The organism is Gardnerella piotii (genome assembly GCF_049815665.1).
Classification (GTDB): Bacteria; Actinomycetota; Actinomycetes; order Actinomycetales; family Bifidobacteriaceae; genus Bifidobacterium; species Bifidobacterium piotii.
Window position 1 is genome coordinate 594,851 of record NZ_CP187450.1, and the last position, 25,053, is coordinate 619,903.

Sequence of the window (25,053 nt, forward strand, 5' to 3'; positions counted from 1 at the left end):
GTTTAATATGAATACTTCTACTCGTTCATATGCTTTTGTGATTCGTGGCTTGTGGTTTCAGCTTAAAAGTTTAGCGAAAACAACGTTTTTCTTGCAAAATGCGATACTTGCTCCAGTATGTTTTGCGTTGATGAAAATTGTTGCATACTATGGTTTTTCTCATGATTGCGCTAATTGTCTTAATAATATTTGGGTTGATTCTTCTATAGCTGGATTATGGTCTGCTACAACTACTGCTGTTGGAATTATTGGATACCAGCGTTATTTAGGGACATTGCAGTATTTAACTTTAAGTGTTATCTCACCTGCTGCGGTGTTTCTTCCTATTGTAGGATCCGCAGCTTTACTTGGGTGTATTGGTATGCCGCTTGCGATTATTACCGTTGCTGTTTTCTGCCATGGGTTCTTTATGATAACATTCACGCAGCTAGTTGGATACTTACTTTCTATGCTCGCTTGTGTAGCTTCTGCCGCATTATTATCTGGAATTTTTGTATTATGCCGTAAAGCTACAGTTTGTGAAGGTTTGATTTTAATTCCTGTATGGATGCTTTGTGGAATAGTGATCCCTGTAGAATCAATGCCATTGCTAGCTCGTGTTATTGCGTTTATTCATCCGCTTACGTCTGCAGTGTGGGTGGTTCATGCGCAATCGTTTAATACTACTACTGTGTTAGCGATTGTGTTATGTGTTGTATTATCCAGCGTTTTGCTTGTTATTGTAGGTTTTATGTTACGTCATGCTATTCGACTTGCAACGATTAATGGAAGTTTGAACATAATATGATACGAAATAATAATCAGGTTAAAACTATGCGAAATAAAATGCAAAATAAAATTATTCAAAATAGTAAGTGCGCTAGATTACATAAATATAGTCAATATTCACAGTATGGTCACGTGAGCGTTTTATCTAGTATACGAACTGGTGCAAGAGTGAGTATACAGAGTATACCTAGCTTAAATAGTTGGAATACTGCTGTTATCCGTATGATTGTTGAGCCTCTTTTATCCACGTTCTTATACGTTTTTCTAGCTGGAGCTGTAAGCGGAGGCTTCAACGGAGTAGCTAGTTATGCGACTAGCGCGGGTTTTAATCATAGTTTGATTGCTTCAACTCTTGCTGCTGTTATGGGCGCGTGTTCTATTTCCACAAGTATGACGGTGTCAGAAGCACTAGCATGGGATCGTTTTGAAGGAACAACACCATTCGTGCTTACAAGCGCAAAAGTTGCATTACCATTATGGTTCGGTCGTATTATTGCGCTCGTGACTATTTCTTTGGTGAGTGATGCTGTGACTTTGTTTATAACAATGCTTGTAGTAAGCCCGAGTGCTTTCTTTGTGATTAATATGAGTGCGTTGATGCTGTTGTTCCTTATTGTTCCTGTTGCTTCTACGGGATTTGGTATTGCTATAGCTGCTATAAGCATGATGATGAATGATGTTTATACTATTTCTAACGCGCTTAGTGCAATACTTCCTATTGTTTGTGGTGTGATTGCTCCGATTGGCGTATTTCCTAAGATGATGCAATACGTGTTATACGTGATTCCAGTAACTCATGTTACGCAAGTATCTCGTAGTATAATTGATGGTTCTGTAAATGTTGGCGTATCGCTACTTGTGATTCTTGTTGTTGGCGTGTTATGGGCAATTGTTGGTGTGATCATATGGAATGTTGGTGTGGCAGTTCAACAGCGTAAAGGTACTTTAACAAATATAGGGTTTTAGGTAATAAATATAGGATTTAGTTAATTAAATAAGGATTAAATTCGCGTATGGAGAGTGGGTGAAAGACTAGTGGCATGTTGATTATTGCGTAAGATTGTTCAGCAAGCTATTAAGCAGGTCTTAAACCTTTTTGCGATATTTTCTATCGTTAAAAAGTGCACCCACTATCCATAGTGTGCACTTGGAAAAATTAAAAAATTTTTCTTTAATAAAGCTTGTATGTGTGGTTTTTTTTTTAAATAGTAATACTATTAAAGCTAAACAGACTATTATGGACTCTAATTTTAATAGAATTGTATTCTTATTAGAATCACATATTAAGAATAAGGAGAACTTATGAAATTAATTAGACCAGATAGTAAATATATCCAAGGTTATATAGAAGCAAATGAAGAAGATGAAATTTTTAGGCCGAATGCAGAAAGACGTTTTATACACCCTGAGACAATTATAGAGAGTTCTTATAATATTGAACATGGTATAAATTTACCTGCAAATTATGTTAAAGCTACTACGTTTTGGCTGATAGATAATGAAAAATTTATTGGTGAAATTAATATTAGGCATGAATTAAATTCTTTTTTAATTAACTATGGTGGTCACATAGGATACGAAATTAGACAATCTGAATGCATGAAGGGCTATGGAACAAAAATGCTTTCTATGGCACTTACATATTGTAAAGAGACTTTGAATCTACATAAGGTTTTGATTACGTGTGATGATGACAATATCGGATCGATAAAAGTTATAGAAAATAATGGTGGAATTTTAGAAAACAAAGTGAAAAATAGCCTATCAAGAGGAAATGTTACAACAAGAAGGTATTGGATTAATATATAGGGGAAAGATGATGAGTGAGACGAAGGTAAGGCCAGTGCTTTTCAAGCATGCTTTTTGGGATAATGTGATTATAGAAACTGTTGCTAGCATTTGCACGCTTATTATTGCGCTGCTTGTACAGCAGTTCGTAGGGCATCGCGTACTAGGTTGGGAAACTGTGGTCATACTCGCGTTGAGTGTTGTGGTGTTTTCGCTGCTAAGTGCAGCGTATCTGCAGTGGGATAGGCATCGAAGGTCGGATGACAGGTCTGGTGATTTGCTTATTGGAATTATCGATTTTGTGATCAGGCTGCTGGTTACTTCTGGTATTGCTTTATTGCTTGTTTCCAATACTACGTTGCTAAGCATTATTATTGGCGCAACGATTACTAGTGTGTTGTTGTTTGTTTTTGAAAAGCCTTGGCAGCCAGGTATGACGGATGCGCAATTGCAGGAAGCTTCAAAGAAATCGGTTGAGCTTGGCGTTCAAATGCTTGAAGAAGAGCGCGTAAAGCGCGCCGAGGCGAGAAACATGGTTGCATTACAGCATGCGAGCGAAGGTAAAACAGACACTCCTATAGGTACGTCTCTAACATTCTCCTCGTTAATCGTTGCGAATATGCTGATTGAAGCAGTATGCGATGTTGCAACATTTTTGCTTGCACTGATACTGCAATGGTGGATGCTGGGTAGTATCGTTGGCTGGCGAACGCTACTCGTCATATTCTTGGGCAATATGCTATTTTCTTGCGCGGCGGCTGCGGTTATGGTTCTGATGGGCGCATTGAAGGCTGATCAACAGAAATGCCTAACAAAAAGTTGGCCTTTCTTAGTTATTGTTGTACTGCTTCGACTGCTGATCTTTGGTGTTCTCGCTTGGCTTCTTACACCGAGCTTAGTATGGGTAAGCGTAGTTTTTGGTATTGTGCTTACAGATATTGTTATCGTTATAAAGCATCATCCATGGAGAAGAACCGCAGTAGCTGCGTAAGATTCTGTAAGACTGTTTTCTTCTCTTTTGAGCAAAAGGCTCTATGTATGTGGAGAGCGTTGTGTTGATGTTAAGGTCTGATTAGGTGGGTGCATCTCGTAATGTTCAAAATTACGTTACTTCGTACGCTGCTTAGTTCGTTTCAATTCTCGCTCAAAAAATCGCGCATTAGTTGTTTGAGTCGTTAGCAATGTTTTCAATATTTCTGCCTGAGTAGAATATGCGAATAACTGTTACAGTCATTTGGTTTTCGTCTACTTGGTAAAAAACTGTGTAGTTATCGACTGAAATTCTGCGTATTCCTTTAGAACACCACGGCTCCCAATTAACAAGTGTATATCGCATAGGCATAGTCTCAAGAGAACGTATAGCATGCTTAATGCGGTTGACTTGTTTTTGCGCCGTTTTAGGAACTTGTAATGTGAAGCGAATGTATTCGTATAGTTCTGTAAGATCAAGGAATGCTTGCGGAGAATAGATGATGCTGTATGATTTGCTCATACTCCGTATTCCTTTTCGAATAACTTATCAACATCGTTGGCACTATACGATTTTCCAGTCGAAAGTGAATCGATGCCTTTTTGTAATTCTGTATCCAGTTCAGCTCGAGTTAAATTACCTAAAGCAAGCGGTTTTTCCTGCTTATTAGTTGGCAGGCGTAGTTCAAATGGCATGCCTTTTTGTAAGACGATTTGGCTGTAGAGCATTTGGATTGCTGAAGACGGTGTTATGCCAAGCTGGTTCAATATGCTTTCAGCGTTTTCTTTAAGATTTGTGTCGATTCTTGCATATACAGCGTTCGTGTTTGTCATTGTGTTCGCGTCCTTTCTGACCTTATTTTACAAAATTCTTGCAAGCATATGCAAGCGAATGAAAGCAAAAGTTTAACTATTATTCAGATTATAGATTCCCGTTGTTGGTTTAGGTGTTATTTGTAGGACGGTAATTAGGCGCATTGACGAACAAATAACGTGCTTTTGGGCTGTTAATATGCTTATTTGTCAATTATGATTAAGGCATTCATTAACTATATTTTTGAAAACTCAATTTGTTGAATATGAAGATTGAAGTAGCATAGTGAAAAACTAATGGGGGCATGATAGGACAGGATTAAATAATGATTCGCGTGAGGAATAGTTGTGACTAAGTTTGAATTGTTTTCTATGATTTATTACGCGTTAAATCATTATTGGAAAGAAAATAATATTTGTATATCCCTATTTTTCATATTCTTGTATAACACGTTTTATAAGAGCGTCTTTACCTGGTCCTGGTTCAATCATTGATAAGAAGTGACGGGATGAAATTGTGGTCAGCAGATCAATTAGATATCTCACGCTTTCATCAGGTCCAAGAATAGTATCTTCTTTGTCAATATGTTTAAGGATGTAATGCTTGTAGTATTTAGCCGTACTATTAGGTTTCCAACCATTTTCTTTTAGTTCATTGTATAATTTGTCAAGATCTAAAGTAATGGTGACCTTCGTAGGTAAATTAATATTTTCATTTTTATCCATAAATTTGTACCTCCTATTGCTGATAACATACTTCAATGTAGAAACAAAGGCAACAAGTAGGTATGTAGCAGGCGCGAGTGGATGGGGAAATGATTGAGGGGTTGCTAAAATGTTGGAAGTATTAAAGGTATATAATATAATATTCACAATTCACAATTCACAATTCACAAAGATTATTAAGTAGGGGCAATCATTATGGAATCATATGACGACGGTAAAAAAGCATTTATCTCACTGTATGTGAAAGATGGGTTCGATAAAGAAAAACTTGAAACGTCTTCAAGTTATTTATGGGCAGCTTATTGTAAAAATAAGAAAATAGATATAGATGTATCGAAGTGGGCTATCGATCTATATTTGGATAAATATTCTTATCTAAAAGATGGTGAGTGTAGAGAACAAGGTAAACAAGAAGACAAATCTGAAATAGTAAAAGATGGTGAGTGTAGAGAACAAGGTAAACAAGAAGACAAATCTGAAATAGTAAAAGATGGTGAGTGTAGAGAACAAGGTAAACAAAAACACAAATTTGAAATAGTAAAAGATGGCATAGTGTATCGTGGGGATACAATGACTTCATTTGGTAATTTTATAAGAAGGTATTTTATTTTGGTTGAAGGGCTTAAAAATATTAGAAAGGTTCGTTGTGCGGAGAAAATCATTGCGGGCTCAAAATTGCCAAAAAGGATGGAGGATTTTGCAAAGTTGGCACATTCGGAGGGCAATTTAATTCCAGTTCCTTTGTATTTTAATAGAGAGAGGAGTGGAGTATGTGCCGATTCTGATTATTGGGATATAACCATGTATTGCATTTTTAAGTGGTGTCATTCATATGATGACAAATATCTTTTTGAATTGCTTAACAGAAATAATACAAATAAGAATATTGATGAGTCTGTATTGGGATTCAAGAAATGGATGGATAATTTTAACAATAATTGGAAGGAATTTGTTCGTTTAAATTACTTAGGTGCATTTGTTGATCAACAAAGTGAGTATTGGTATCCAAAAGAATTTTGGACAAATCATTTTGCGTTTAATAGAAAAATTGATGAATTATCATCTGCTGATGAGTTTTATAAAGCTGTAGATTTAATTTGCAATTGTATTGAAGATCGTAACAAGAATCTATCTAATCAGAAAAGTTCATAGAAACGGTTTTTGAGGTTTATTTTCTTAAGGCAGATTGTTTTATAAGACCTTGAGTGATGTGAACTCAAGGTGATTTGAATGATGAATTAGAAAATGGTATTACCGAGGTTTCTGATAAGAATAGAGTAAATCTTGGTTGCATAATATTGTGTGCAAAACAGATGGATGTGCTCACTGCGTTGTGCACTGTTCAATGTGTAGAATTATGTGATAAAAACACTAAAATATGTATAATTATGTGATTAAATGCACCAAAACATGTGATACGCGATAAAAGATAACGCAAAATATAACAGAACAGCAGTTAAACTAAGCGTAGAAACAGCCAAGCGTTAATACGGCTGCAATATCTAATAGAGTAATGCAAGATGAAAGGTGAGTAATCGTGAAAAGGCTGATTATACAGATAAACTTATAGAACTTGCGCTGAAGGAGAATAATTGAGAAAGAAAGATAATCTACAAGGGAGAAGAGAGAAAGAGAAAGAAAAGCAAGAACATACTCCCACAGATGAGAAAAATCCTCTATGTTGTGAATCACATGAGCAAATATGTGAAAACCTTAACAGTGCAAATAAGGAATTGTCTAAGTATAAGGTTTTACAACTGAGTGCGGAAATCTTTTCCATCTTAGTGATTATTGGAACTGCTTTTATGGCGTCCAATAAGCTACAGCTTTTTGGATGGATTACTTATTGTTTTGCAATTCTGCTTCTTGTTGTAGTGTCTCTTATTTGTGTTATTTGTGTTATTTGTGTTATTTGGCAGCGCAATATACACAGTCGTTTTCGTAGTGAAAATGTAGAGCGTAATAAATCTTTTCTTAGCTATGGCAAGCAACGGTGGAAGGGTAGACTCTCACTGGCCCTTTGTTGCCTTTTTGTGTTAAGTGGTATTCTAACTGCATTCTTTGGAATAACTGCGGTACGTCTTCCAAATCAGTGGCTTTTGCAGACTTGGGCGTATGTTATATGCGCGGCAATGCCAGTTGTTTGGATGATTACGATTTCTCTTGTATGTGTCTTCTATAATCTCTATCTTATTTCGCGTGTACGGAAGATAGGTATAAGAATTGTACTTCGTTGTCTACATGTTCTGCTTTGTGTGCTGGTTATCTTAGGTCTTGGATTTTTTGACGTTTTGTTTATTGTTGGTAGATATTCTGTGAAACAAAATGATAATGGTACATACACAGAGCACGTGGATGATATGTATGCTCCTTTTGAGTATTATCTTTATAAGTCTGAAGGCCCATTTTTCCTTAAGTATCTTCGACCAATGACAGATTCAAGTGATACTGATCCAAAAATAAGTGAATCTGAGTGGTATAGCAGAATTGATCGCAATAACAGGAAAGATACAAGATTAAAAGATACAAGATTAAAGGTTGAAGAGTCAGATAAAAATTCCGATTTGCATGATTCCGCTGAGCATGATTTAGAATCAAAGAAGGAAAGAAATGCAGCGCTTAAGATATTTGATAAGTATTTTGCGGCGAAAGGCTTTGCGTTCAAGGAGAACTATACCGCCAAGGGAGATATGTACTTTGTTCTGAATGAAAGCCGTTCGGACATTACTTATCTGCAGTATAACAGGGACTCTCAGGATGGAAAATGTGGTCTTTATATTCTGTTTAAGGCTTCAAAATCTTCAAATGGAAGCTGGTCGCCGAGTGATGCTTGCATGCAGAACACCTATACTTATGAATATAGCACTGGGCTAATTGCAAAGAGCAGTAGGGCATATTGGTAGTAGGGTTTATTGGTAGTAGGGCAGAATCGTTGGATGCCAGAATCGAAGAGTATCTGAAGATTGTCAGATAGTGATTGTCAGATAGTGATTGTCAGATAGTAGAATCCATATTTGCGTGCTCTAGTTGCATATGTTTTGGGGAACAAATCGGTGTAAAAATTGTAAAAAAGTTCCCTACATTATTTGATTTCTTATACTGTTACAGTTGGTAACTATAGTGTTTCACCTTGTTTCTTTTTCCGCTGTAAATTATTTGTTAGTTTGTAATTAGGCGGTATCTAAATCAAATATTTCAATACTAATTTGGTTTCCGTCAAGTAATTTCATGATGTGTAATAACTGATTTGAAAGGAGTTGTGTTATGAGTAGTGTTATATCTTTGGGAGAAAAAATTAGAAAGGCTCGTCTAGAAGCTGGGTTGACGCAGGAGGAGCTTTCGGAATTATTGATGGTATCTCGTGCTGCTGTAGCAAAATGGGAAACGAATCGGGGTTTGCCAGATATAGAGAATCTGAAATTTATTGCATCTGCTCTAAGCGTGAGTGTTGATTATCTTTTGGATGAGAATAATAGCGTTGATTTTTCTATTACTAAGAAGCCTATTAATCTCAATAAATATGGTTTCGACGGTAGGTTGAGCGGTTTTAAGAAGTCGAAAATTAAAGAGCAGATTGTATTAGATGAATATCCTGACTCAGAAATCAATATGCTAACTGTTGTTAAGACTTATAACAGTTCATCTGAGAAAATGGTGGATAATTTTGTTGGATGGTTTTCTACTCTCCTTGGAGGATTGCCATTGTTTGGCATATATGATTTCAGTAAAGCTGTTTCCACTCTTGGGGCTGATCAGTATTATTTGGTGGATAAAAAAGATAAGCAGTATTTCGTGCTTATAACTGATGAGTATATTATTAGCAGAATTATGGGAGTGGTGTTTAATAGTAAAAAGTTCCGTATTGGAGATAAAGAATTTATGAAAGTTGGTTTGCTTCGTAATAACTAGTAAATGGGTGGGTGGGTCTGGTTTTAATATTTTTTCTCATAATATTTGTTGACAAAAAACATGATTAATGGAGAAAAGGCGATCGAAATAGCTAAAAGAGCAGCTGGCAAATATGCTTTTGTGATAAATGCAATTATGGCAATTATTCCCATTAGGTGCATTAGTATGAATGCCATTGTTGCATTTACTTTATCTTTGATTTTCTCGTTTCTTTCATCGTTCACATTTATTTTGTAGGTGTGGTCTTTTTCCATCATCTTATAGTGCATGATCTTTACGTGTGAAAGTGAGATAGTTGCAACAAAAACAACCGACAGTACAATTTCTATGGATTCGTTCAGTTTAAGAGTGAGTGCAAGAATTAGTCCGCAAATTCCTATTACATATCCTATGTACCAAAAATTCTGGTTTTTTGTTTTTTTCATTTTTTATCCTCCTCGTAAATAAATATTTCTTCGATTGTTAAATCAAAGTACTTAGCAATTTTGTATGCCAATATGATTGACGGGTTATATCTTCCATTTTCCAAAGAACCGACTGTTTGTCTTGATACTTCGAGTGCATCGGCAAGTTCTTCTTGTGTTATGCCTTTTTCTTTTCTAATTTGTTCAAGTCTATTTTTCACATTACATTCTCCTTCCTAACGGAAAGTTAGCTTTACATATAGGATAATCTTTTCGAGAGTAAATGTCAAGTTTGCTTTCCATAGTTGGTTTAGGTATTTTTGTGGGATGTGAATTAGACGTATTGGTAAACCTGAAAGAGTGTGAAAAGTATAGTTTGCTAGTAAATGAAGAGATTGGCATTGATAAAACTGTAGTGTGTTTGCGCTTTGACCTGCCTTTTTGCTTATAGCGAGCTAACCATGTTCACGTGTTATCTTCCGCTTTTTGTTGTTGATTTTGCCGTTTTGAGCAACATTCTCGGGAAAATCGTTCCAAGTTTGCGCCACGACACGCGAGGAGATCGTTTCCTTAAAAAAACCTGGGAAAATTCTTCAAAAACCTTGAAATACGTATTTTTACGGTTTGATAGTGATTTATGTGTAAAATTTACGGCAAATAGTTTTAATTTAGTAAATTACAATAAAATATTTAGAACAAACCTTAATGTTAGCTGAATGTTTTAGTTGATTTTAGGTAGAGCATGTTGTATCTTTTAAGTCAGTTACCGATGAATCCCTAGTTCTCGGTTACTACGCGGGAAACCGCAAAGGCAAATTTTTCTATGCGCCCCTAACGCATAGGAGAAGAAGAAAGGAAATAAAATGATGAATAAGAAGGCTATCGCCGCTTTCGCTGCTGGCGCAACTTTGCTTGCCGGCTTCGCAATGGCAACCCCAGCATTCGCTGCTGTTCCACGTACTGTCAGCACTGATAAGGCTGAAACTGATTCTCCTGCTCTCCAGGCTTTGAAGGATGTATTGAAGGCTGCTTATGATGCTGCTGATACTGCTGAAGGCACTCTTACTACTAAGAAGGCTGATGTTCCAGCTGATGTAGCTGCTGTTAAGGAAGATAAGACTGTTGATCTTCTTGATCGAGTTAACTACGAGATGAAGGACGGCAAGGTCTCTAAGGTTGAAGGCAAAGCTGGCGATGAGGCTAAGGCTAAGAAAGTCAACGATTATATCGATGCTCTTGCTGACTACAATGCAAAGCTTGCTGCTGTAGCAACTGCTGAGAAGAATGTTAAGGATAACACTCCAGAGGCTCCAAAGGCTTCTGCGAATGTTGCTCTTGCTGCATTGAAGGATGCTGAGAAGCCTTTGACGGAAGCTCAGACCAAGCTTGATGAAGCTTTCGGCAAGTATGATGCTGCTTACGTTGCTTACAAGCAGGCTAAGCAAGCTACTGCTGATGCAAAGAAGGCTCTTGAAGATTACAAGCGTAATAGCGATAATGAAACTCCTGCAGCTTATCATGCTGAAGTTGCTCGTTTGACCAAGGCTTTGAAGGTTGCTGAGGAAGCTGAGAAGAAGGCTGAGAAGGCATGCAGCGACGCAAATACTGATTTTGGTAAGGCAAAGACTGCTTTCAAGAAGGCTTTCGATAAGTATGCTGGCGCTTACAAGGCTGCTTTGGCTGCAAAGGCTGATGTCAATGGTTTCGCAACTCCAGAATCTCTCAACCATGATTTCACTGCTGAATATCAGCCAGGCGAAGGCTTTGTTCCAGGTGCAGGTGCTTCCCACACTGGCAAGCCAGGTGCTGCAAAGCCAGGCAAGCCAGGTCAGGCTGCTGGCCAGGCTGGTGCCAATGGCGCTGCTGCTGGTGCTAAGACTGAGGTTGAGAACAAGAAGGACAAGGACAAGCGCGGTAACACCCACACTGGTACTGGTGTTGGCGTAACTTTGACCGCTTTGGCTGCCACCATGCTTGCTGGCATGGGTGCTGCTGTTCGCAAGGCTCGTCACTAAGCATTGCGCGCATTAGCTAATGCATAGCTACGAGCGCTTGTAGTGTAGTGGCTTTGTAAACGCTAATGTTATACTTATGGTGGTTGTGGGTTCTCCTGCAACCACCATTTTCCTAACTAATTGAATATATAAATTAATCAAAATTATTATAGAATCGAGGCGACGCGGCCTATGTGTTTTAAAAATCGTAATTTGCAAAATGATTCTAAAGTGAAAACTTGTAAAGAGTGCATAGACGATTGTAAAGAGTGTATAGATAAAAAAGCTTTAGACAGTATTAGTCGTTGGATAGTATCTTTTTATTTGTTTTTAATTGCTATACCAGTATCAGCGGTATTTATATTTAAAATAAATCACTCTATTAATTGTAAAGTTAATCGTAAAGTTAATCGTTCTATTTGTAGTTCTATTTGTAATTTTGTTTGTAGTTCTGTTAATGATATTAAAACTAATCCAAATAATTTGATTTATGTTATTGTCTATTTTATTATTTTATCCTTATGTATTGGTTATATCTACTTGCGTTATTTCAACCCACAAAAAACTAAATGCAAAGAAATTTATGATGATTTAAAGCTCAATTGCATTTCTATGGCGTGTAGTGCAGTATCTTCACTTGTACTCTTGTCTATATCTGCTTACTGTTCTTCAAATTGCGTTACTAAAATTACTGTATCTCTTGCCCTTCTATTTGTTACTTGTTTTATTGGTTTGCGAGCGAAATCTTGCAATAGCAAATATGCTTTAACTAAGATTGATATAGACCGTATGAATACAATGAATAAATATTCAAATACTAATGGATGTGAAGAAGAGTGCGAACTTCTTGTTATAAAGATGTCTTATCTAAAGTATTATAAGGTAATGGAAACGAATTATCTTATGATGTCAGCATTCTTTGTATTTGTAACATCTGTATTGGGCAAGTTCTATTAACTCATTACAGAATATAGCAAGTTGTTAGTGCTAAGTATGGCTATGTAGTTCTTTTATTCCAGTGTATGCATAACTGTATGCATAACATGTTGCTATGCATACACGGGAACACGATTTTATTGGCTTCAATTCTGTCTATTTAGTCTTTACTGTTATTATCTGTGCTATTCTTACCCATTCGTCGCTATAACCTTGTTGAGAGATTAGAGCTTTGAGTGTGTTGCTTTCGGTTTTGTTTGCTACTAGGGGCATTCAAAACCGAAAGCTTTTTTGTTTTTCACTCTTTTTGTTTTTCACTTTTGGCCTATAGCCCTCACTTTTTGTCTAAAGTGTTTTTGCCTATAGCCCCTATTTTTTGTAGTGTGTTCCGACCTGCCTTTTCGCTTAGAGCGTAGCGCGAAAAGGCAATTCGGAGCGCTGAGCCACTCAAGGCAGAAGCACTGCTTCTGCGTGGCGAAGACGTTAGCGCGCTTAGTTCGCGCGAACGGTTTTCCGCTTTTTGTTATTTTGTATTATTATTTGTTGTTTTTTCTTGAACAAGAGTATAGTGTTACTAAATTTGTAAAATAAACTATTGGATTTGTGTAGTTTGTAGTGAATTATTTAAGTTTGATAGTGATTTGCGAGTAGTTATGCATTTGCAGAAGCTTGCATTATGATTTGCGTTTTTGCAAGAGCTTTAAGGGAGAGTTGGTTGCTGTGAAGTCAATATTTAGTAAGAATAATATTTTTATTCGTATGAGATCTATTAGTCCAGCATTGCGATGGGCTTTAGTCGGCTTCTGTTTTTCTATGCTAGGCAATCAAGCGTATGAAGGCTCGGTTTTGCCTTCGATTATTATTGTGGGCTTGCCGGCTTGGGTGATTGGTTTTCGTAAGACTTTTATGACGGTTGCCGATTTTCTTTCGCCATGCTCTGGTTGGATTGTTGATAAGCTTGGAGGTTTTCGCGCTCTTGCAATGACTGAAGGCGTAGAAGGCGTGCTCAGTTTACTACCGCTTCTTATGCTTGGCTCTCCTGCGTGGAAGTGGTCGCTTGTAGCTCTTTCTTGCGCATTGCTGATTACAGGTCAAGTGATTGATATTGCTAGCGAAGTTTTCGAGGTTGATGCTGCAGGCGGCGATGACGGCATGATTGTAAACTACAGCGGCATTGTAAGCGTTTTGGCGAGTGTTACAGGAACCTTGCTTGGCTCTCCGCTTGGATCTTGGATTGCAAGCTGGTCGATTCCTGCGGTTTTGATTTTCTCGTCCGTCACTTCTTTTGCGGCTTGTGCTACGCGATTTATTATGAAACAAGACATTGCGCAAGCATCTTGCGATGTAGCGGAAGCGCAGCAAGATGTAGAGAATGAATCGCAAGAATCGCAAGAAAATCAAGAAAATGACGTTGATTCCAAATCTGCAGCTAAGCAATCTGCGAATCCATTACTCAAGAGTAAAATCATGCTTCTTGCTGGATCTCTTTTGGTTGCTTTTATTCCTGCATGCTCTGTTTCTTATATTCTTCTCGGTATCGGTGAGCAATATGGCTCTAAATCTTTAACAATACTGTATATTTTTACTGGTGTAGGAAGCGTGCTCGCATCCGTTTTGTATGCGCATTCGTCTCAAAAACTCGGTTTAAGAAAAGTTGCAATTTTAGGCATTATTGTGAGCGCATTCGCTTATTGCTTTATGTTTATTAATCTTTTGCCAATAATGTGCTTTGCGTTCTTACTTGAAGCGATTGGCGGAATGCTACTAGTAGAGCCGATTATTGTTGCGCGTCAGATTCTGTTTAAGGGAAGTGCTCTCGCTAAGTTTTCTGGTTGGGCGCGCCTTGCGTTTGCGATTGGTGCTACTACTGGTTCTTGGATTGGATTTGCATTCTCGTCTACATTCCAATGGCAACTTTTGCCTATACTCGCGCTGATTTTCACAGCAGGATTGCTTGTTGTTTTGCCTCAATTGCCAAATACTAGTTATGCAGATTAGGCGATTAATGGTGATTAATAAGGACTAATAAGGACTAATAAGGACTAATAAGGACTAATAAGGACTAATAAGGACTATTTTTAAGCAAAAGGCATTGTTGAATCGCTAAAACCTAACGATTTGCATATGTATGCATGCATGTGTATAATATGTAAAAATAGAAAATCTTGCGAGTATGAATACAAATAAAAGAGTATAAAATATTCTGCACAAACTAAATTACAGGAGACTCTCATGCACAAGATTATTCAAAAGTGGAATAGCATTGACCTTATTCTGCGTATTGTTATTGGTCTTTTTCTTGGCGCTGTACTTGGTCTTTTTGTGCCAGCTCACGTTTACGTGCTAGATCTTATGGGAAAGCTGTTTGTAAGCGCACTTAAATCTGTTGCTCCAATTTTGGTATTCTGCCTTGTGATTGGCGCGCTTGCAAAAGCAAAAAGTGTTGGAAACATGAAGCTAGTAATCGTGTTGTATGCACTTTCTACATTTATTGCAAGCCTCATAGCTGTTTGCGCAGCTATGATTTTCCCTGTTGACTTCACTTTTGCGCATGTTGAAGCAGCATCTTCTCCGTCTCCTCAAGGAATTGGTGAAGTTCTTAATTCTCTTGTGTTAAATATTGTTGTAAATCCTGTAGATGCTCTTGCTAAGGGCAATTTTATTGGTATTTTATTCTGGGCAATCGCCTTTGGCGTAGCGCTTCGCTTGGCTGAGCCTTCCACTAAAGCATTCTTTGACAACGTTTCGTCTGCTATTGGAAAAATCGTTCACTGGATTATTAACGCAGCGCCTTTTGGCATTATGGGTCTTGTTTATACAACAGTGGCAAGCAATGGTCTTCGTATTTTTAGCGAATACGGTTCCGTTATTGCCTTGTTAGTATGCACTATGGCTGTTGTTGCTTTGATTGTAAATCCTATTTTGGTTTTTGTTCTTACTGGCAAGAATCCGTATCCTCTTGTATTAAGAACATTGCGCGATTCGGGAGTTACAGCGTTCTTTATGCGTTCTTCTGCGGCAAATATTCCTGTAAATATGAATTTGTGCGAAAAACTCGGCTTTAACAAAGACAATTACTCTGTTTCTATACCACTTGGATCAACCATTAATATGAGTGGTGCTGCTATAACGATTTCGATTATGGCTTTGTGCGCTGCTCACACTCTTGGGATTTATGTTGATATTCCAACAGCTGTGATTTTGTCTGCGCTCTCTGCTGTTAGTGCTGCAGGCGCATCTGGTGTAGCTGGTGGCTCGCTTTTGCTTATACCTCTTGCTTGCTCGTCGTTTGGTATTTCAAACGATATTGCTATGCAAGTAGTTGCAATTGGCCTTATTATTGGAGTGATTCAGGATTCGTGTGAAACCGCCCTTAACTCTTCCACAGATGTTCTCTTTACTGCAGTTGGTGAATATCGTATGTGGCAGCGTGCAGGTCTTAAATTTAAGATGGGCATGGATCACGAGACTGTGCAACTTAACAAGTAGCTGTTGTAGCGGTTGCATCTGTTGTAGTTGTTGCATCGGTTGTATCGGTTACTAAGTATTCTTACAAGTACGCGTTCTTACGTTTTTATGTTTTTACATTTTTACGTTTTAGAATCGCGTACTTTTGCTATATTTTGCGAGGTGTTATTGTAAATGAATTTAACAGACGTGCAAATAAAAGAGTATAAAAAATATAATAGCAAAGATATTTTAAGACTATATGATTCTGTTGGCTGGTCTTCATATACAGATGATTTACCCGCCTTGGAAAATGGCTTTAATAATTCACTCAAGGTTTTAGCTGCGTATAAAAATGATGAGCTGGTTGGCATTGCTAGAGCTGTTGGCGATGGATACACGGTTGTTCTTATTCAAGATATTCTCGTTTTGCCAGAGTATCAACGCCAGGGGATAGGCTCTGCTTTGTTAAATGCGATTGTGGATTGTTACCCGAATGTTCGTCAAATTCAATTGACTACGGATTGCACCGAAAAAACTATTGCTTTTTATAAGTCTGCTGGTTTTATTGAGTTAGCAGAAATTGAGTGCTGTGGTTTTATAAAAGACAGAGCATGATAGTGTATTAGGCTTTAGGGAAGTGGTAGGTTGTGTTTGCAGGAATGCTGCGGTTAATCCACGCATTTGCTGCGATTATACTTCCGCTTCCTATTGTGGTTTCTCCGCCTAAGATTGTTGCGTTTGCGTAGATTACAACATTATCTCCAATATTCGGATGCCGCTTTCCGCCTTTTACAGGATTTCCGCAATTGTCTAGCGCAAAACTTTTTGCACCCAGCGTTACACCTTGGTAAAGCTTAACATGCTCGCCGATTACAGTTGTTTCGCCGATTACAATACCAGTTCCATGATCTATGCAGAAATATGCGCCAATTTTTGCTCCTGGATGAATGTCGATTCCAGTTTTTCTGTGCGCGTATTCGCTCATAAGTCTAGGAATTAGCGGTACGTTAAGTTCGTAGAGTGCGTGCGCTGTGCGGTGAATAAGCATTGCATAAAAACCAGGGTATGCGAGCGTTACTTCTACTTTGCTTGTGCAAGCAGGATCGCCTTCGTATATGGCTTGAATATCTGTTAAAAGTAACTTTTTAATTGCAGGAAGAGTATTTATAAATTGATCGCAAATTTCTCGAATTTTAATTGTGTTGCTTGTGTAGCATTGAAGTTCGTGGAATATAATGCGTTCTATAGTGTCTAACGCGTTTGAAGCAACGGTATTCAAACTAGCGTTATTATTCAAACTAGCGTTGAGTTGCGCAGCCTCGTTGCTTTCATTGCGCACATGCAACTCAGGCAAAAGTAACACCTGAGTCGCATGTATGAGCGCAATAATATTTCGGTAATTAGGTATGAATGTAGCTTGTCTTATGTCTGAATCGTGAATTGAGTTCAGTTGATTTATAAGATCAAGGCGATCATTCATACATTTCTCCCGTTATTTTCTATTTTCTTTATCTGCTATTTTCTTATTTTATAGTTTTGATCATTATCTAATAATGTTATTTATTATCCATTTATTATCCATATATTATTTAATCAAAACTTGCGTATTTAAAGTAGACTCCTAAATGTAGTTAGTCTTCAAATAATGCGGTAGACAAGTATCGATCTCCTGAATCTGGCAGTATTGCAACGATGGTTTTGCCCCTGTTCTCTTCTCTTTTTGCTTCTTGGATTGCTGTCCAAATTGCAGCTCCGGAAGAAATACCCACTAGCACGCCTTCTTTTTTGCTTATAAGCTTGCCGCTTTCGATTGCGTCTTCATTTGTTACGTGAACAATGCGATTATAAATGTTTTGGTTAAGCACATCTGGCACGAATCCTGCGCCGATTCCTTGAATCTTGTGTGCTCCTGGTTTGCCTCCTGCGAGCACAGGGGAGTCGGCTGGTTCTACTGCGATTACTTCAATCTGCGGATTTTGCTCTTTTAAGTATGTGCCAGTACCAGTGATTGTGCCGCCTGTTCCAACGCCTGCAATAAGAATATCCACGTTTCCATCAGTGTCTTGCCAAATTTCTGGACCTGTTGTGTTGTAGTGCGCGTGCACATTTGCTTGATTGGTAAACTGCCCTGGAGTCCACGCGTTTGGCGTGTTTTCAACGATTTCCTTCGCTTTGGCAATTGCGCCTTTCATTCCATCTTTAGCAGGTGTGAGCACGAGTTCGGCGCCGTATGCTTTCATAAGTTTTCGGCGTTCAATAGACATGCTTTCTGGCATAACTATAATGCTTTTGTATCCTTTTGTTTGCGCAATCATTGAAAGACCAATGCCAGTATTTCCAGAGGTTGGCTCAACAATTACTGAGCCTGGTTTAATCGTGCCTGCGGCTTCTGCTTCTTCAATCATCTGCTTTGCAATGCGGTCTTTTACAGATCCTGCTGGGTTAAAGTATTCGAGTTTTACAAGAATTTTTGCTGCTAGATTGTACTCTTTTTCAATATGTGTAAGCTCCATAAGTGGAGTGTTTCCTACGAGTTCTTGCACGGACTTGTAAATATTAGACATAATATTTCCCCTTACTTGTTTGTTTTTGTTTTGTTTAATTTGTTTTTAATTTTTAAAAATAATTTTTATTAATAAAGCGATTATTTATTAGTTGTTTCTAAAGATGCCATTATTCGTTTAATATCTATTCGTTTAATATTTAACACGTATTAAATTGTTATCTTTTTTAACGTTATATTCGATTTTTGGCATAAAAAAAGAAACAGCGCGCTGTTTCTTGAATCGTGATTTGCTGTGTTTTAACGTAAATGCTTTTAACACAGGCTAGATGTTATGCATACTTAGTGCTTGCAAACATCATTTCGATTAAGAAATGCGCAACAGCATACGTTACAACAACAATTTGTCATCATATTTGTATGATACATGTGCACTCCTTTACTCGTCGAAATGGTGATAAGTGAAGACTATAGCGAATGGATTTGTGTTTGTCAAATTTGATTTGCGTTTGCTAGTTCTTGATATGTATTCCTTTTCTGCGCGAGTTTCCGCTCCGAGTTGCCTTCGCGCGTTACGCTCTATGCGCTCAGGCAGGTCGTCGCGCTGCGTGAGTGTCTCTGTTTGGCGATAGTAGCCAATCTCCCGCGAAATTGCATTGATTGGCTACTTTGGGATTTGGTTAAATGTGGTTTGGCTATTTGCACTTTACGATTTGCTTGCGCATTTGATACGTTTATGCTGATATAATGTATTAAATCAGCGTAAACGTGTCATTAAGTAAGTGGGCGGTAATCACAGAATCCTATTGGCTTAATCTTGATAGTAATCGTGATTGTGATAGTAATCTTGATAGTAAAATTTAATATAATTCATCCAATCGTGCTAATATAAGTTACAATATATGCACGAAAGGATGGTGACTATTATCACTACATTATTAAACGCTAATGGTAACAATATGATTACTTTGAAAGAAGCAAAATCTTGCGGACTGTCAAAATATAAGTTTTATAAATTTGTTAAAGATAATGAACTAGAACAGTTAAGCGGTGGAATATACGCGTCAAAAGACTCGTGGGTAGATGAGTTGCTCCTTATTCATAAGCGTTCACCATCTGCTGTTTTCTCTCACGACGAAGCTTTCTTTTATCATGGATTAGTTGATATGGAGCCAATTACTCACACTATTACTGTTTACAGTGGTTTTAATGCTCACAGGCTTAAAGCATCGTGCAATGTGAAAGTTTATAGCGTAAAAAAAGAATTGCTTGAAGTTGGGAAGATTTTAGTCACGGATAATCTCGGTAATAAAGTACCAATGTATAATCTTGAAAGAACTGTCTGTGACGCGTTTAGAAGCAGAAATTTAATTGAGATTCAGGAATTTAATACAATCTTAAAATCCTATATTGCTAGACCAGACAAAGATCTCAATTTGTTGATGGAGTATGCGAAACTTTTTAGAGTAAACAATGTTGTTCGCAAGTATTTTGAGGTGTTACTATAAGTGGGTTTAACTGATGCGCAAATAAGAGGTAGAATCAAAAACCTCGCCGAACACAATAACGCAGATCCTCGCGTGTTAATGCGTCTTTACATGATGGAACGCTACTTAGAGCGTGTTTCCGTTTCAAAATATCGCAACAATTTTATTGTAAAAGGCGGTGTTCTAGTAACATCTTTGCTTGGTATTTCTATGCGATCCACTATGGATATAGATACTACTATTCAAAATTATGATTTGTCTCTTGAGAATACGAAAAAAATGATTGAGGACATATCTCGCATAGACATAGACGATGGAGTTAATTTTACTATTAAAAGCGTAATGAAGATTATGGATGATATGGAATATCCAGGTATTCGTTTTGCGCTTGACTCGCGTATTGGAAGAATGATAACGCCAATAAAAATTGATGTTTCTACAGGAGCTACGATTACACCACGTGCAATTGAGTATGATTATAAGTTGATGTTGGAAGACCGTTCTATTTCTATTCTTTCTTACAATATTGAAACAGTGTTTGCGGAAAAATTGCAAACCATTTTATCGCGCGGAATTCTTAATACGCGTATGAGAGATTTTTATGATGTTCACGTCCTGCTTACTTCACATAAAAGAGATGTAGATAGGGAGATTCTTAAGCGTGCTTTTCGTGCAACTTGCAAAAATCGTAAAACTGAAAATATTATAGATAATCTTAAAGGTATTTATGAAAGTATCGCTTGTGATGAGAGACTTTCTTTATTGTGGACGTTGTATCAGCGTAAATATTCTTATGCTAAAGACATTGATTTTGGCAGTGCACTACTGAGTTTGGATGCATTATTGAAATTGCTTGAATAGAATTTTGGGTTAAAATCCTTTAAGTGAGTGCTGGCTTTTATAAATCATTGGGAGACGTGCGCCAGTAGTCATTGGGTGCAAAATTGCAGCGATTGAATACTTTGGGTTTGGCTTATTTAGCGATTTTTTCAGTATCTTCTCTATTTTGAAGTTCGATTTGATTATATACCCAATTCGGCATAATATTATCCTTTCATCAATGTTTTGAAATAGTATGCTTTTTGAGTTTCAAGCATATAATCTCAAAATATCTCCCGCGGCGGCAAGACGGCGGTTTTTATTTGTATGGGAAAAAATATAGGAGCAAGAACTTTTTACAGTTCAGGCTCCTATATCTTATAGGTTAGTATCTTATAGGTTAGTTATCGAATCCACCCTGGATTGTTCCCCTACGGTGCCCCGGAAGGTTAGCATCTGGGATGTATGGTGGAGTTTGAGATTCACCGATAACTGTATAAGTAAATGTATGTTTAGTCAGATTAATGGTGAATTTACCATATAATGCGTGTTTGCAATCGTTTAGTCCTGCACGCAGCATCTTTGTGTCATATGGATCTACATTATTATTATACCATACTCTGCTCTTTTCTCGGTCATATGCTATGCCGTGATTACCAGCATTTATTGTAAATACTTCGAAAGGATTTGCAATCACATCATGGCCATACCATTCATTTTCAGTACTATAAGTGAATCTATATCCGACTATTACGCGGCCAGTAGTAAACACATCATCTGCTGGCTGAGGAGCTGGTGGAACAGGATGCGGAGCAGGTGGAACTGGGCGCGGTGTTGGAGTCACTGGCTTTGGAGTCACCGGATGCACTGGTTTTGGTGCAGGGTCAACTGGATACACTGGATGATGGTGATGATGATGCGGGTGAGGGGTTACAGGTTTTGGTTGCGGCGGTGTTGAAGGGTTTGGCTTAGGGGTTACAGGCTTAGGCTTAGGTTGAGGAACAACTGGTTTTGGTTGCGGTTTTGGAGTTGGATTGCTTTCATTATGAGTTTGCGCATTACTATGAGGTTGATGCGTGGTTGTGTTTTTGTGTGGATCGCTCGTATTAGTGCTACCAGTATGACCCTGAGGTGTTTTATTTACTGAGAAATTTTCACTAGGAGCTGATATATGACGAATATCGGCAAACGTTTTAATATTCTTAGCAACAGTTTCGGCAATAGCTTTACCGTTTTCGCCAGACAAAGATTCGTCACCGTTCTTTAGAGCAGTCTTAATAAGATTTGCGTAACGGTTTACACGGGATTCATCGACTATTCGAGCATCAATGTTGTCTGCAAAGAGAACTTCGATTTTATTATTGTTATTCTTATCGATGGTCACTCCGCCGTCGAATCGATCGGAATCTGTTGCGAGTATACTTCCGTTAGACAACATGCAATCAGATACTTCTACCTTATAATGACCAGCCTTCATGTTGATTACGTCTTGCTTATCATTTGCAAGAACTGCGTGATAGAAGTCAACGTCTTTATTATTGGCATCGTCACCAATAAAGTGCATAATCACAGGAGATGCAGCGGAATCCAAGCCTTCGCTAGTGCCAATAAAGAACTCAGTCTTATATTCTTTTACTTTCTTTACCTTTTTGACTTCTGTTTTTGTTGCGCTGCTTTGTACACTATTTGATCCGCAAGAGCTTAGTGAGCACGCTAATCCAACTACACTTAACGAGACAATTACGCTAGATACAATTTTTTTGAATGGCAAAGACATATTAGAGTGAATGTTTTTACCGTTACCTAAATTTTGTAACATGGTATTCCCCTGATTCATATTGTATTTTGTTGATACAAGAAAGCTCTAACCACCTGTATCAAAGCCGTGTATAGTATACGCTTTCTTATTGCAGCGCGTCAATATGAATGTCAACTATAAATCTGTAAAAATAAATCTGTAAAAATAAAAGCTAGTATTTGCGATTATTCCGCTTAAAATAATCGTTCACAAACTCTTCAACAGATAGGAACGTATTTTCATAACCCAGCTTTTCACACAGCTTCACAACATCTGGCTTATCTAGTTGTGCGCTAAAAAGTATGTTATCTTGCATAAATGCGTCTCGCGTAGTGCCGTCAAAAAGAACCTTGCCATTGGAAAGCACAACAACGCGATTAAATACTCTAGCCACAAAATTCATATCGTGAAGAACAGCTATAACAGTCTTTCCTTGCAAAACAAGGTGTTTAATAATTGATTCAATACAATTTTTGCCGCAATCGTCTTGGGCGATTGTAGGCTCGTCTAAAATAACAACTTGCGTATCCATTGCTAAAATCGACGCAATAGAAACCATTTTCCTTTCGCAAAGACTTAAATCGTAAGGATTTACCTCGCTTTTATCTAAAAGTCCTACGAGTTTTAGACTTTCTTTTGCTTGAATCAGTGCTTGACTCTTATCAATTCCAATTTTCAAAAGTCCAAACATTACTTCGCGTATAACAGTTGATTCAAAAATTTGGTCATCTGGATTCTGGAATACAAATCCAATATCTTTAGCAAGAGAGGGAACAGTACATTCTGCAATATCTTTACCATTTAATAAAACGCTTCCAGATTTTGGAGTAAGAAGTCCTCTAAGGATTTTAAGTAAAGTTGTTTTTCCAGTGCCATTTTGACCAACAATAGCGCATGCTCCAGGCGCAAAAGACAAATTCAGATTATTGAATATTTGTGATGTTGGAGTATGAGAAAAAGACACATTTCGTATTTCAATAGTAGGAGTCATTGCAAGCGATTCCCTTCGTGCGAGCGTAAAATTTGCGACGTTTGCTCAAGAGTTATTGGGTACAATCCATTACTGTTTTTTAACGAAAGTTTTTTGCAAATTTGAGTATAAACAGGAGGATTTACGCCATATTCTTCCAAGTCTTCGCGAGAAAAGATTTTTTGCGGAGTATCAAAATCAATAAGTTTTCCTTCGCTTAAAAGCATTACGCGGTCGCTATATTGCGCGATTTTTTCCATTTTATGCTCAACCATAATAATAGTTTGACCCTGATTTTTTAAGGATTCTACTGCTTTAAAAACCTCTTCGGAACCTTTAGGATCAAGCTGCGAAGTTGGCTCGTCTAAAATTATTACTTCTGGTTGCATAACTAAAATAGCGGCAATAGACATGCGTTGCATTTGGCCGCCAGATAAATCGTATGGAGAACAATCTTTAAGATGCGCAATGTTGAGCATTTCCATAATTTTCTCTACGCGATTTTGCATCTCGTTTTGCTCAATGCCAATATTTTCCAGCCCAAACGCAATCTCCTCATACATAGTAAGCTTAGAGCCAGTAATTTGATTAAAAGGATTTTGAAAAACCAGTCCAACTTTTTTGCAAAGACTGCCTATTGGAGTAGTTTTTGCGTTAAGACCGTCTACCTCTACTTTTCCGCCGTACGCTCCGTGGTAAAGATTAGGAACAAGACCTAAAATAGCTTGAGATAATGTTGATTTTCCAGCTCCATTAGCGCCTATTATTCCAATAAATTCGCCTTTATGAATATCGCAGGAAATGTCATCTAGCGCAAGAGTTTTACTATAAGGATAGCGATATTTTAAGTGCTCTATATGAATAGCTGCCATGCTACATATCCTAAATAATTAAGTAACGCATAAATAATAGATGCGATTATTACAATTAAACAAGCGCATAAAAATAGCGTATTGTATTTACTTGGCTTAAATGGTTTTATGAATGTTTTTTGATTATTGCACGAAAATCCGCGAACTTCTAAAGCTATAGTTCTTTCTTTAGAACTCATAAACGAAGACATTATAATCGGGGATATTAAAGGCAAAAAAGCTTTGAAACGTGTTATTAGGGAACCTTTTGTTTTCAATCCTCTGCTTCTTTGAGCGTCAACAATAGTCGAAGTTTGCTGTGTTATTTGAGGAATGATTTGAAATAGCGAGACAAAAACATAGCCCATTTTAGGTGGTAAACCAGCTTGTATCATCTCTTGCATCATATTGGAAGGTTTAGTTGTAAGTGTTAAAACACAGAACGCGAACGAAATATTTAATATATTTAGCACAATCTTCATTGCTACTTCAAAACCTTCTTTGCGAGCAAGCAAAGGTCCTAGTTTGAATAAAATCGTGTAATTTCCTGATCTAAAGAAAGTCTGAACTATAAAAATAGTTACAATAATAAAACCGGTAACTTGTATTACGATTTTTATTTTTGCTAGGACCCTTGATGTTGCAAGTAAGATTAGGCTCAAAATAATAAAGATAGCGAAAGAACTGTAGCCTCCAAGTAAACTCGGCGTGCTTGTAGCGCATATTACGTATGCAAGCTTGGTTTTTGCAGATAGTCCGTTTAGAAACGAATGCTTATCTTCAAATAGGCTGATGCTTTTCATAGTATCTCGTCTTATTGTGCTTATAAAAACTTGTAGAACTTAGAGTTTATGTGATTTATTTGCTT

The 25,053-nt window shown here is 37.5% G+C and carries 25 protein-coding genes; 14 read left to right on the plus strand and 11 right to left on the minus strand.

The genetic code is table 11. The features are described 5' to 3' along the window. The first annotated feature begins 7 nt into the window (after window positions 1-7). The 4 genes from ACPEIW_RS02540 to ACPEIW_RS02555 all read left to right on the plus strand — a co-directional run bounded on the left by ACPEIW_RS02540 (window position 8) and on the right by ACPEIW_RS02555 (window position 3,547). Window positions 8-787 carry an ABC transporter gene (locus tag ACPEIW_RS02540; RefSeq protein ID WP_425664184.1) on the plus strand — a complete coding sequence of 260 codons (780 nt, stop codon included), beginning with the start codon at window positions 8-10 and terminating at the stop codon, window positions 785-787. Then, entirely contained in the window at window positions 784-1,734 is a 951-nt protein-coding gene (locus ACPEIW_RS02545; protein WP_425664186.1) for an ABC transporter permease, read from the plus strand. Before ACPEIW_RS02540 ends, ACPEIW_RS02545 begins: the two co-directional genes overlap by 4 nt. A gap of 336 nt (window positions 1,735-2,070) precedes the next feature. After that, window positions 2,071-2,577, plus strand: a complete 507-nt coding sequence (locus tag ACPEIW_RS02550; RefSeq protein WP_425664188.1) for a GNAT family N-acetyltransferase — start codon at window positions 2,071-2,073, stop codon at window positions 2,575-2,577. 10 nt (window positions 2,578-2,587) lie between these two features. Beyond that, a complete protein-coding gene (locus ACPEIW_RS02555; RefSeq protein WP_425664190.1) occupies window positions 2,588-3,547 on the plus strand; it encodes a hypothetical protein in 960 nt (319 codons plus the stop codon). Between the two features lie 168 nt (window positions 3,548-3,715). Here the strand turns inward: ACPEIW_RS02555 and ACPEIW_RS02560 are convergent, their stop codons facing one another. The 3 genes from ACPEIW_RS02560 to ACPEIW_RS02570 all read right to left on the minus strand — a co-directional run bounded on the left by ACPEIW_RS02560 (window position 3,716) and on the right by ACPEIW_RS02570 (window position 5,064). Further along, window positions 3,716-4,048, minus strand: coding sequence for a type II toxin-antitoxin system RelE/ParE family toxin (locus ACPEIW_RS02560; protein ID WP_425664192.1), 333 nt, complete (start codon window positions 4,046-4,048; stop codon window positions 3,716-3,718). Next, window positions 4,045-4,359: a type II toxin-antitoxin system RelB/DinJ family antitoxin gene (locus ACPEIW_RS02565; RefSeq protein WP_425664194.1), complete on the minus strand. Its 315-nt coding sequence runs from the start codon at window positions 4,357-4,359 to the stop codon at window positions 4,045-4,047. The genes ACPEIW_RS02560 and ACPEIW_RS02565 overlap by 4 nt, the downstream gene beginning before the upstream one ends. A 405-nt stretch (window positions 4,360-4,764) precedes the next feature. Further along, window positions 4,765-5,064: a hypothetical protein gene (locus ACPEIW_RS02570; RefSeq protein ID WP_425664196.1), complete on the minus strand. Its 300-nt coding sequence runs from the start codon at window positions 5,062-5,064 to the stop codon at window positions 4,765-4,767. 195 nt (window positions 5,065-5,259) lie between these two features. On the opposite strand from ACPEIW_RS02570, the gene ACPEIW_RS02575 reads away from it, so the two are divergent. From ACPEIW_RS02575 to ACPEIW_RS02585, 3 genes are all read left to right on the plus strand, one after another. After that, entirely contained in the window at window positions 5,260-6,216 is a 957-nt protein-coding gene (locus ACPEIW_RS02575) for a hypothetical protein (RefSeq protein WP_425664198.1), read from the plus strand. Window positions 6,217-6,656: 440 nt separating this feature from the next. Next, window positions 6,657-7,967 carry a YcxB family protein gene (locus ACPEIW_RS02580; protein ID WP_425664200.1) on the plus strand — a complete coding sequence of 437 codons (1,311 nt, stop codon included), beginning with the start codon at window positions 6,657-6,659 and terminating at the stop codon, window positions 7,965-7,967. Between the two features lie 361 nt (window positions 7,968-8,328). Continuing rightward, window positions 8,329-8,973 (plus strand): helix-turn-helix domain-containing protein, encoded by a 645-nt coding sequence (locus ACPEIW_RS02585; RefSeq protein ID WP_425664202.1) that lies wholly within the window; start codon window positions 8,329-8,331, stop codon window positions 8,971-8,973. Between the two features lie 23 nt (window positions 8,974-8,996). Here the strand turns inward: ACPEIW_RS02585 and ACPEIW_RS02590 are convergent, their stop codons facing one another. Further along, the gene (locus ACPEIW_RS02590) at window positions 8,997-9,398 is read right to left on the minus strand and encodes a DUF2178 domain-containing protein (RefSeq protein WP_425664204.1); all 402 of its coding nucleotides are present in this window, start codon (window positions 9,396-9,398) and stop codon (window positions 8,997-8,999) included. After that, window positions 9,395-9,598, minus strand: a complete 204-nt coding sequence (locus tag ACPEIW_RS02595; RefSeq protein WP_004134772.1) for a helix-turn-helix transcriptional regulator — start codon at window positions 9,596-9,598, stop codon at window positions 9,395-9,397. The genes ACPEIW_RS02590 and ACPEIW_RS02595 overlap by 4 nt, the downstream gene beginning before the upstream one ends. Before the next feature lie 642 nt (window positions 9,599-10,240). Here ACPEIW_RS02595 and ACPEIW_RS02600 point away from each other — a divergent pair. The 5 genes from ACPEIW_RS02600 to ACPEIW_RS02620 all read left to right on the plus strand — a co-directional run bounded on the left by ACPEIW_RS02600 (window position 10,241) and on the right by ACPEIW_RS02620 (window position 16,372). Continuing rightward, complete coding sequence (locus ACPEIW_RS02600) at window positions 10,241-11,392, plus strand: hypothetical protein (RefSeq protein ID WP_425664206.1); 1,152 nt, start codon at window positions 10,241-10,243, stop codon at window positions 11,390-11,392. A gap of 171 nt (window positions 11,393-11,563) precedes the next feature. Continuing rightward, on the plus strand, window positions 11,564-12,328 hold the full coding sequence (locus tag ACPEIW_RS02605) for a permease (protein WP_425664208.1): 765 nt from the start codon (window positions 11,564-11,566) through the stop codon (window positions 12,326-12,328). 699 nt (window positions 12,329-13,027) lie between these two features. Then, window positions 13,028-14,305, plus strand: a complete 1,278-nt coding sequence (locus tag ACPEIW_RS02610) for an MFS transporter (RefSeq protein ID WP_425664384.1) — start codon at window positions 13,028-13,030, stop codon at window positions 14,303-14,305. Between the two features lie 234 nt (window positions 14,306-14,539). Further along, entirely contained in the window at window positions 14,540-15,796 is a 1,257-nt protein-coding gene (sstT, locus tag ACPEIW_RS02615) for a serine/threonine transporter SstT (protein WP_346284128.1), read from the plus strand. A 153-nt stretch (window positions 15,797-15,949) separates the two neighbouring features. Then, complete coding sequence (locus tag ACPEIW_RS02620; protein ID WP_018638233.1) at window positions 15,950-16,372, plus strand: GNAT family N-acetyltransferase; 423 nt, start codon at window positions 15,950-15,952, stop codon at window positions 16,370-16,372. A gap of 7 nt (window positions 16,373-16,379) precedes the next feature. On the opposite strand, the gene epsC is transcribed toward ACPEIW_RS02620, so the two are convergent. Beyond that, a complete protein-coding gene (gene epsC, locus ACPEIW_RS02625; RefSeq protein WP_425664211.1) occupies window positions 16,380-17,237 on the minus strand; it encodes a serine O-acetyltransferase EpsC in 858 nt (285 codons plus the stop codon). 151 nt (window positions 17,238-17,388) lie between these two features. Beyond that, complete coding sequence (gene cysK / locus ACPEIW_RS02630; RefSeq protein ID WP_425664213.1) at window positions 17,389-18,321, minus strand: cysteine synthase A; 933 nt, start codon at window positions 18,319-18,321, stop codon at window positions 17,389-17,391. 898 nt (window positions 18,322-19,219) lie between these two features. On the opposite strand from cysK, the gene ACPEIW_RS02635 reads away from it, so the two are divergent. After that, window positions 19,220-19,768 (plus strand): type IV toxin-antitoxin system AbiEi family antitoxin domain-containing protein, encoded by a 549-nt coding sequence (locus tag ACPEIW_RS02635; RefSeq protein ID WP_425664215.1) that lies wholly within the window; start codon window positions 19,220-19,222, stop codon window positions 19,766-19,768. A gap of 90 nt (window positions 19,769-19,858) precedes the next feature. After that, window positions 19,859-20,608 (plus strand): nucleotidyl transferase AbiEii/AbiGii toxin family protein, encoded by a 750-nt coding sequence (locus ACPEIW_RS02640; protein WP_425664217.1) that lies wholly within the window; start codon window positions 19,859-19,861, stop codon window positions 20,606-20,608. Between the two features lie 358 nt (window positions 20,609-20,966). On the opposite strand, the gene ACPEIW_RS02645 is transcribed toward ACPEIW_RS02640, so the two are convergent. The 4 genes from ACPEIW_RS02645 to ACPEIW_RS02660 all read right to left on the minus strand — a co-directional run bounded on the left by ACPEIW_RS02645 (window position 20,967) and on the right by ACPEIW_RS02660 (window position 24,988). Further along, complete coding sequence (locus tag ACPEIW_RS02645; RefSeq protein ID WP_425664219.1) at window positions 20,967-22,385, minus strand: hypothetical protein; 1,419 nt, start codon at window positions 22,383-22,385, stop codon at window positions 20,967-20,969. A gap of 151 nt (window positions 22,386-22,536) precedes the next feature. Beyond that, window positions 22,537-23,355: an energy-coupling factor ABC transporter ATP-binding protein gene (locus ACPEIW_RS02650; protein ID WP_425664221.1), complete on the minus strand. Its 819-nt coding sequence runs from the start codon at window positions 23,353-23,355 to the stop codon at window positions 22,537-22,539. Then, the gene (locus tag ACPEIW_RS02655) at window positions 23,352-24,206 is read right to left on the minus strand and encodes an energy-coupling factor ABC transporter ATP-binding protein (RefSeq protein ID WP_425664223.1); all 855 of its coding nucleotides are present in this window, start codon (window positions 24,204-24,206) and stop codon (window positions 23,352-23,354) included. Before ACPEIW_RS02655 ends, ACPEIW_RS02650 begins: the two co-directional genes overlap by 4 nt. Beyond that, a complete protein-coding gene (locus ACPEIW_RS02660; RefSeq protein WP_425664225.1) occupies window positions 24,188-24,988 on the minus strand; it encodes an energy-coupling factor transporter transmembrane component T family protein in 801 nt (266 codons plus the stop codon). Before ACPEIW_RS02660 ends, ACPEIW_RS02655 begins: the two co-directional genes overlap by 19 nt. Window positions 24,989-25,053 lie beyond the last annotated feature (65 nt).

Coding starts and splice junctions, on each gene's coding strand:
- ACPEIW_RS02620 (WP_018638233.1), top strand. CDS start 15,950: ATGAATTTAACAGACGTGCAAATAAAAGAGTATAAAAAATATAATAGC.
- cysK (WP_425664213.1), bottom strand. CDS start 18,321: ATGTCTAATATTTACAAGTCCGTGCAAGAACTCGTAGGAAACACTCCA.
- ACPEIW_RS02565 (WP_425664194.1), bottom strand. CDS start 4,359: ATGACAAACACGAACGCTGTATATGCAAGAATCGACACAAATCTTAAA.
- ACPEIW_RS02560 (WP_425664192.1), bottom strand. CDS start 4,048: ATGAGCAAATCATACAGCATCATCTATTCTCCGCAAGCATTCCTTGAT.
- ACPEIW_RS02650 (WP_425664221.1), bottom strand. CDS start 23,355: ATGACTCCTACTATTGAAATACGAAATGTGTCTTTTTCTCATACTCCA.
- ACPEIW_RS02600 (WP_425664206.1), top strand. CDS start 10,241: ATGATGAATAAGAAGGCTATCGCCGCTTTCGCTGCTGGCGCAACTTTG.
- ACPEIW_RS02605 (WP_425664208.1), top strand. CDS start 11,564: ATGTGTTTTAAAAATCGTAATTTGCAAAATGATTCTAAAGTGAAAACT.
- ACPEIW_RS02655 (WP_425664223.1), bottom strand. CDS start 24,206: ATGGCAGCTATTCATATAGAGCACTTAAAATATCGCTATCCTTATAGT.
- ACPEIW_RS02555 (WP_425664190.1), top strand. CDS start 2,588: ATGAGTGAGACGAAGGTAAGGCCAGTGCTTTTCAAGCATGCTTTTTGG.
- ACPEIW_RS02540 (WP_425664184.1), top strand. CDS start 8: ATGAATACTTCTACTCGTTCATATGCTTTTGTGATTCGTGGCTTGTGG.
- ACPEIW_RS02570 (WP_425664196.1), bottom strand. CDS start 5,064: ATGGATAAAAATGAAAATATTAATTTACCTACGAAGGTCACCATTACT.
- sstT (WP_346284128.1), top strand. CDS start 14,540: ATGCACAAGATTATTCAAAAGTGGAATAGCATTGACCTTATTCTGCGT.
- epsC (WP_425664211.1), bottom strand. CDS start 17,237: ATGAATGATCGCCTTGATCTTATAAATCAACTGAACTCAATTCACGAT.
- ACPEIW_RS02550 (WP_425664188.1), top strand. CDS start 2,071: ATGAAATTAATTAGACCAGATAGTAAATATATCCAAGGTTATATAGAA.
- ACPEIW_RS02640 (WP_425664217.1), top strand. CDS start 19,859: ATGATGGAACGCTACTTAGAGCGTGTTTCCGTTTCAAAATATCGCAAC.
- ACPEIW_RS02660 (WP_425664225.1), bottom strand. CDS start 24,988: ATGAAAAGCATCAGCCTATTTGAAGATAAGCATTCGTTTCTAAACGGA.
- ACPEIW_RS02645 (WP_425664219.1), bottom strand. CDS start 22,385: ATGTTACAAAATTTAGGTAACGGTAAAAACATTCACTCTAATATGTCT.
- ACPEIW_RS02635 (WP_425664215.1), top strand. CDS start 19,220: ATGATTACTTTGAAAGAAGCAAAATCTTGCGGACTGTCAAAATATAAG.
- ACPEIW_RS02590 (WP_425664204.1), bottom strand. CDS start 9,398: ATGAAAAAAACAAAAAACCAGAATTTTTGGTACATAGGATATGTAATA.
- ACPEIW_RS02545 (WP_425664186.1), top strand. CDS start 784: ATGATACGAAATAATAATCAGGTTAAAACTATGCGAAATAAAATGCAA.
- ACPEIW_RS02575 (WP_425664198.1), top strand. CDS start 5,260: ATGGAATCATATGACGACGGTAAAAAAGCATTTATCTCACTGTATGTG.
- ACPEIW_RS02585 (WP_425664202.1), top strand. CDS start 8,329: ATGAGTAGTGTTATATCTTTGGGAGAAAAAATTAGAAAGGCTCGTCTA.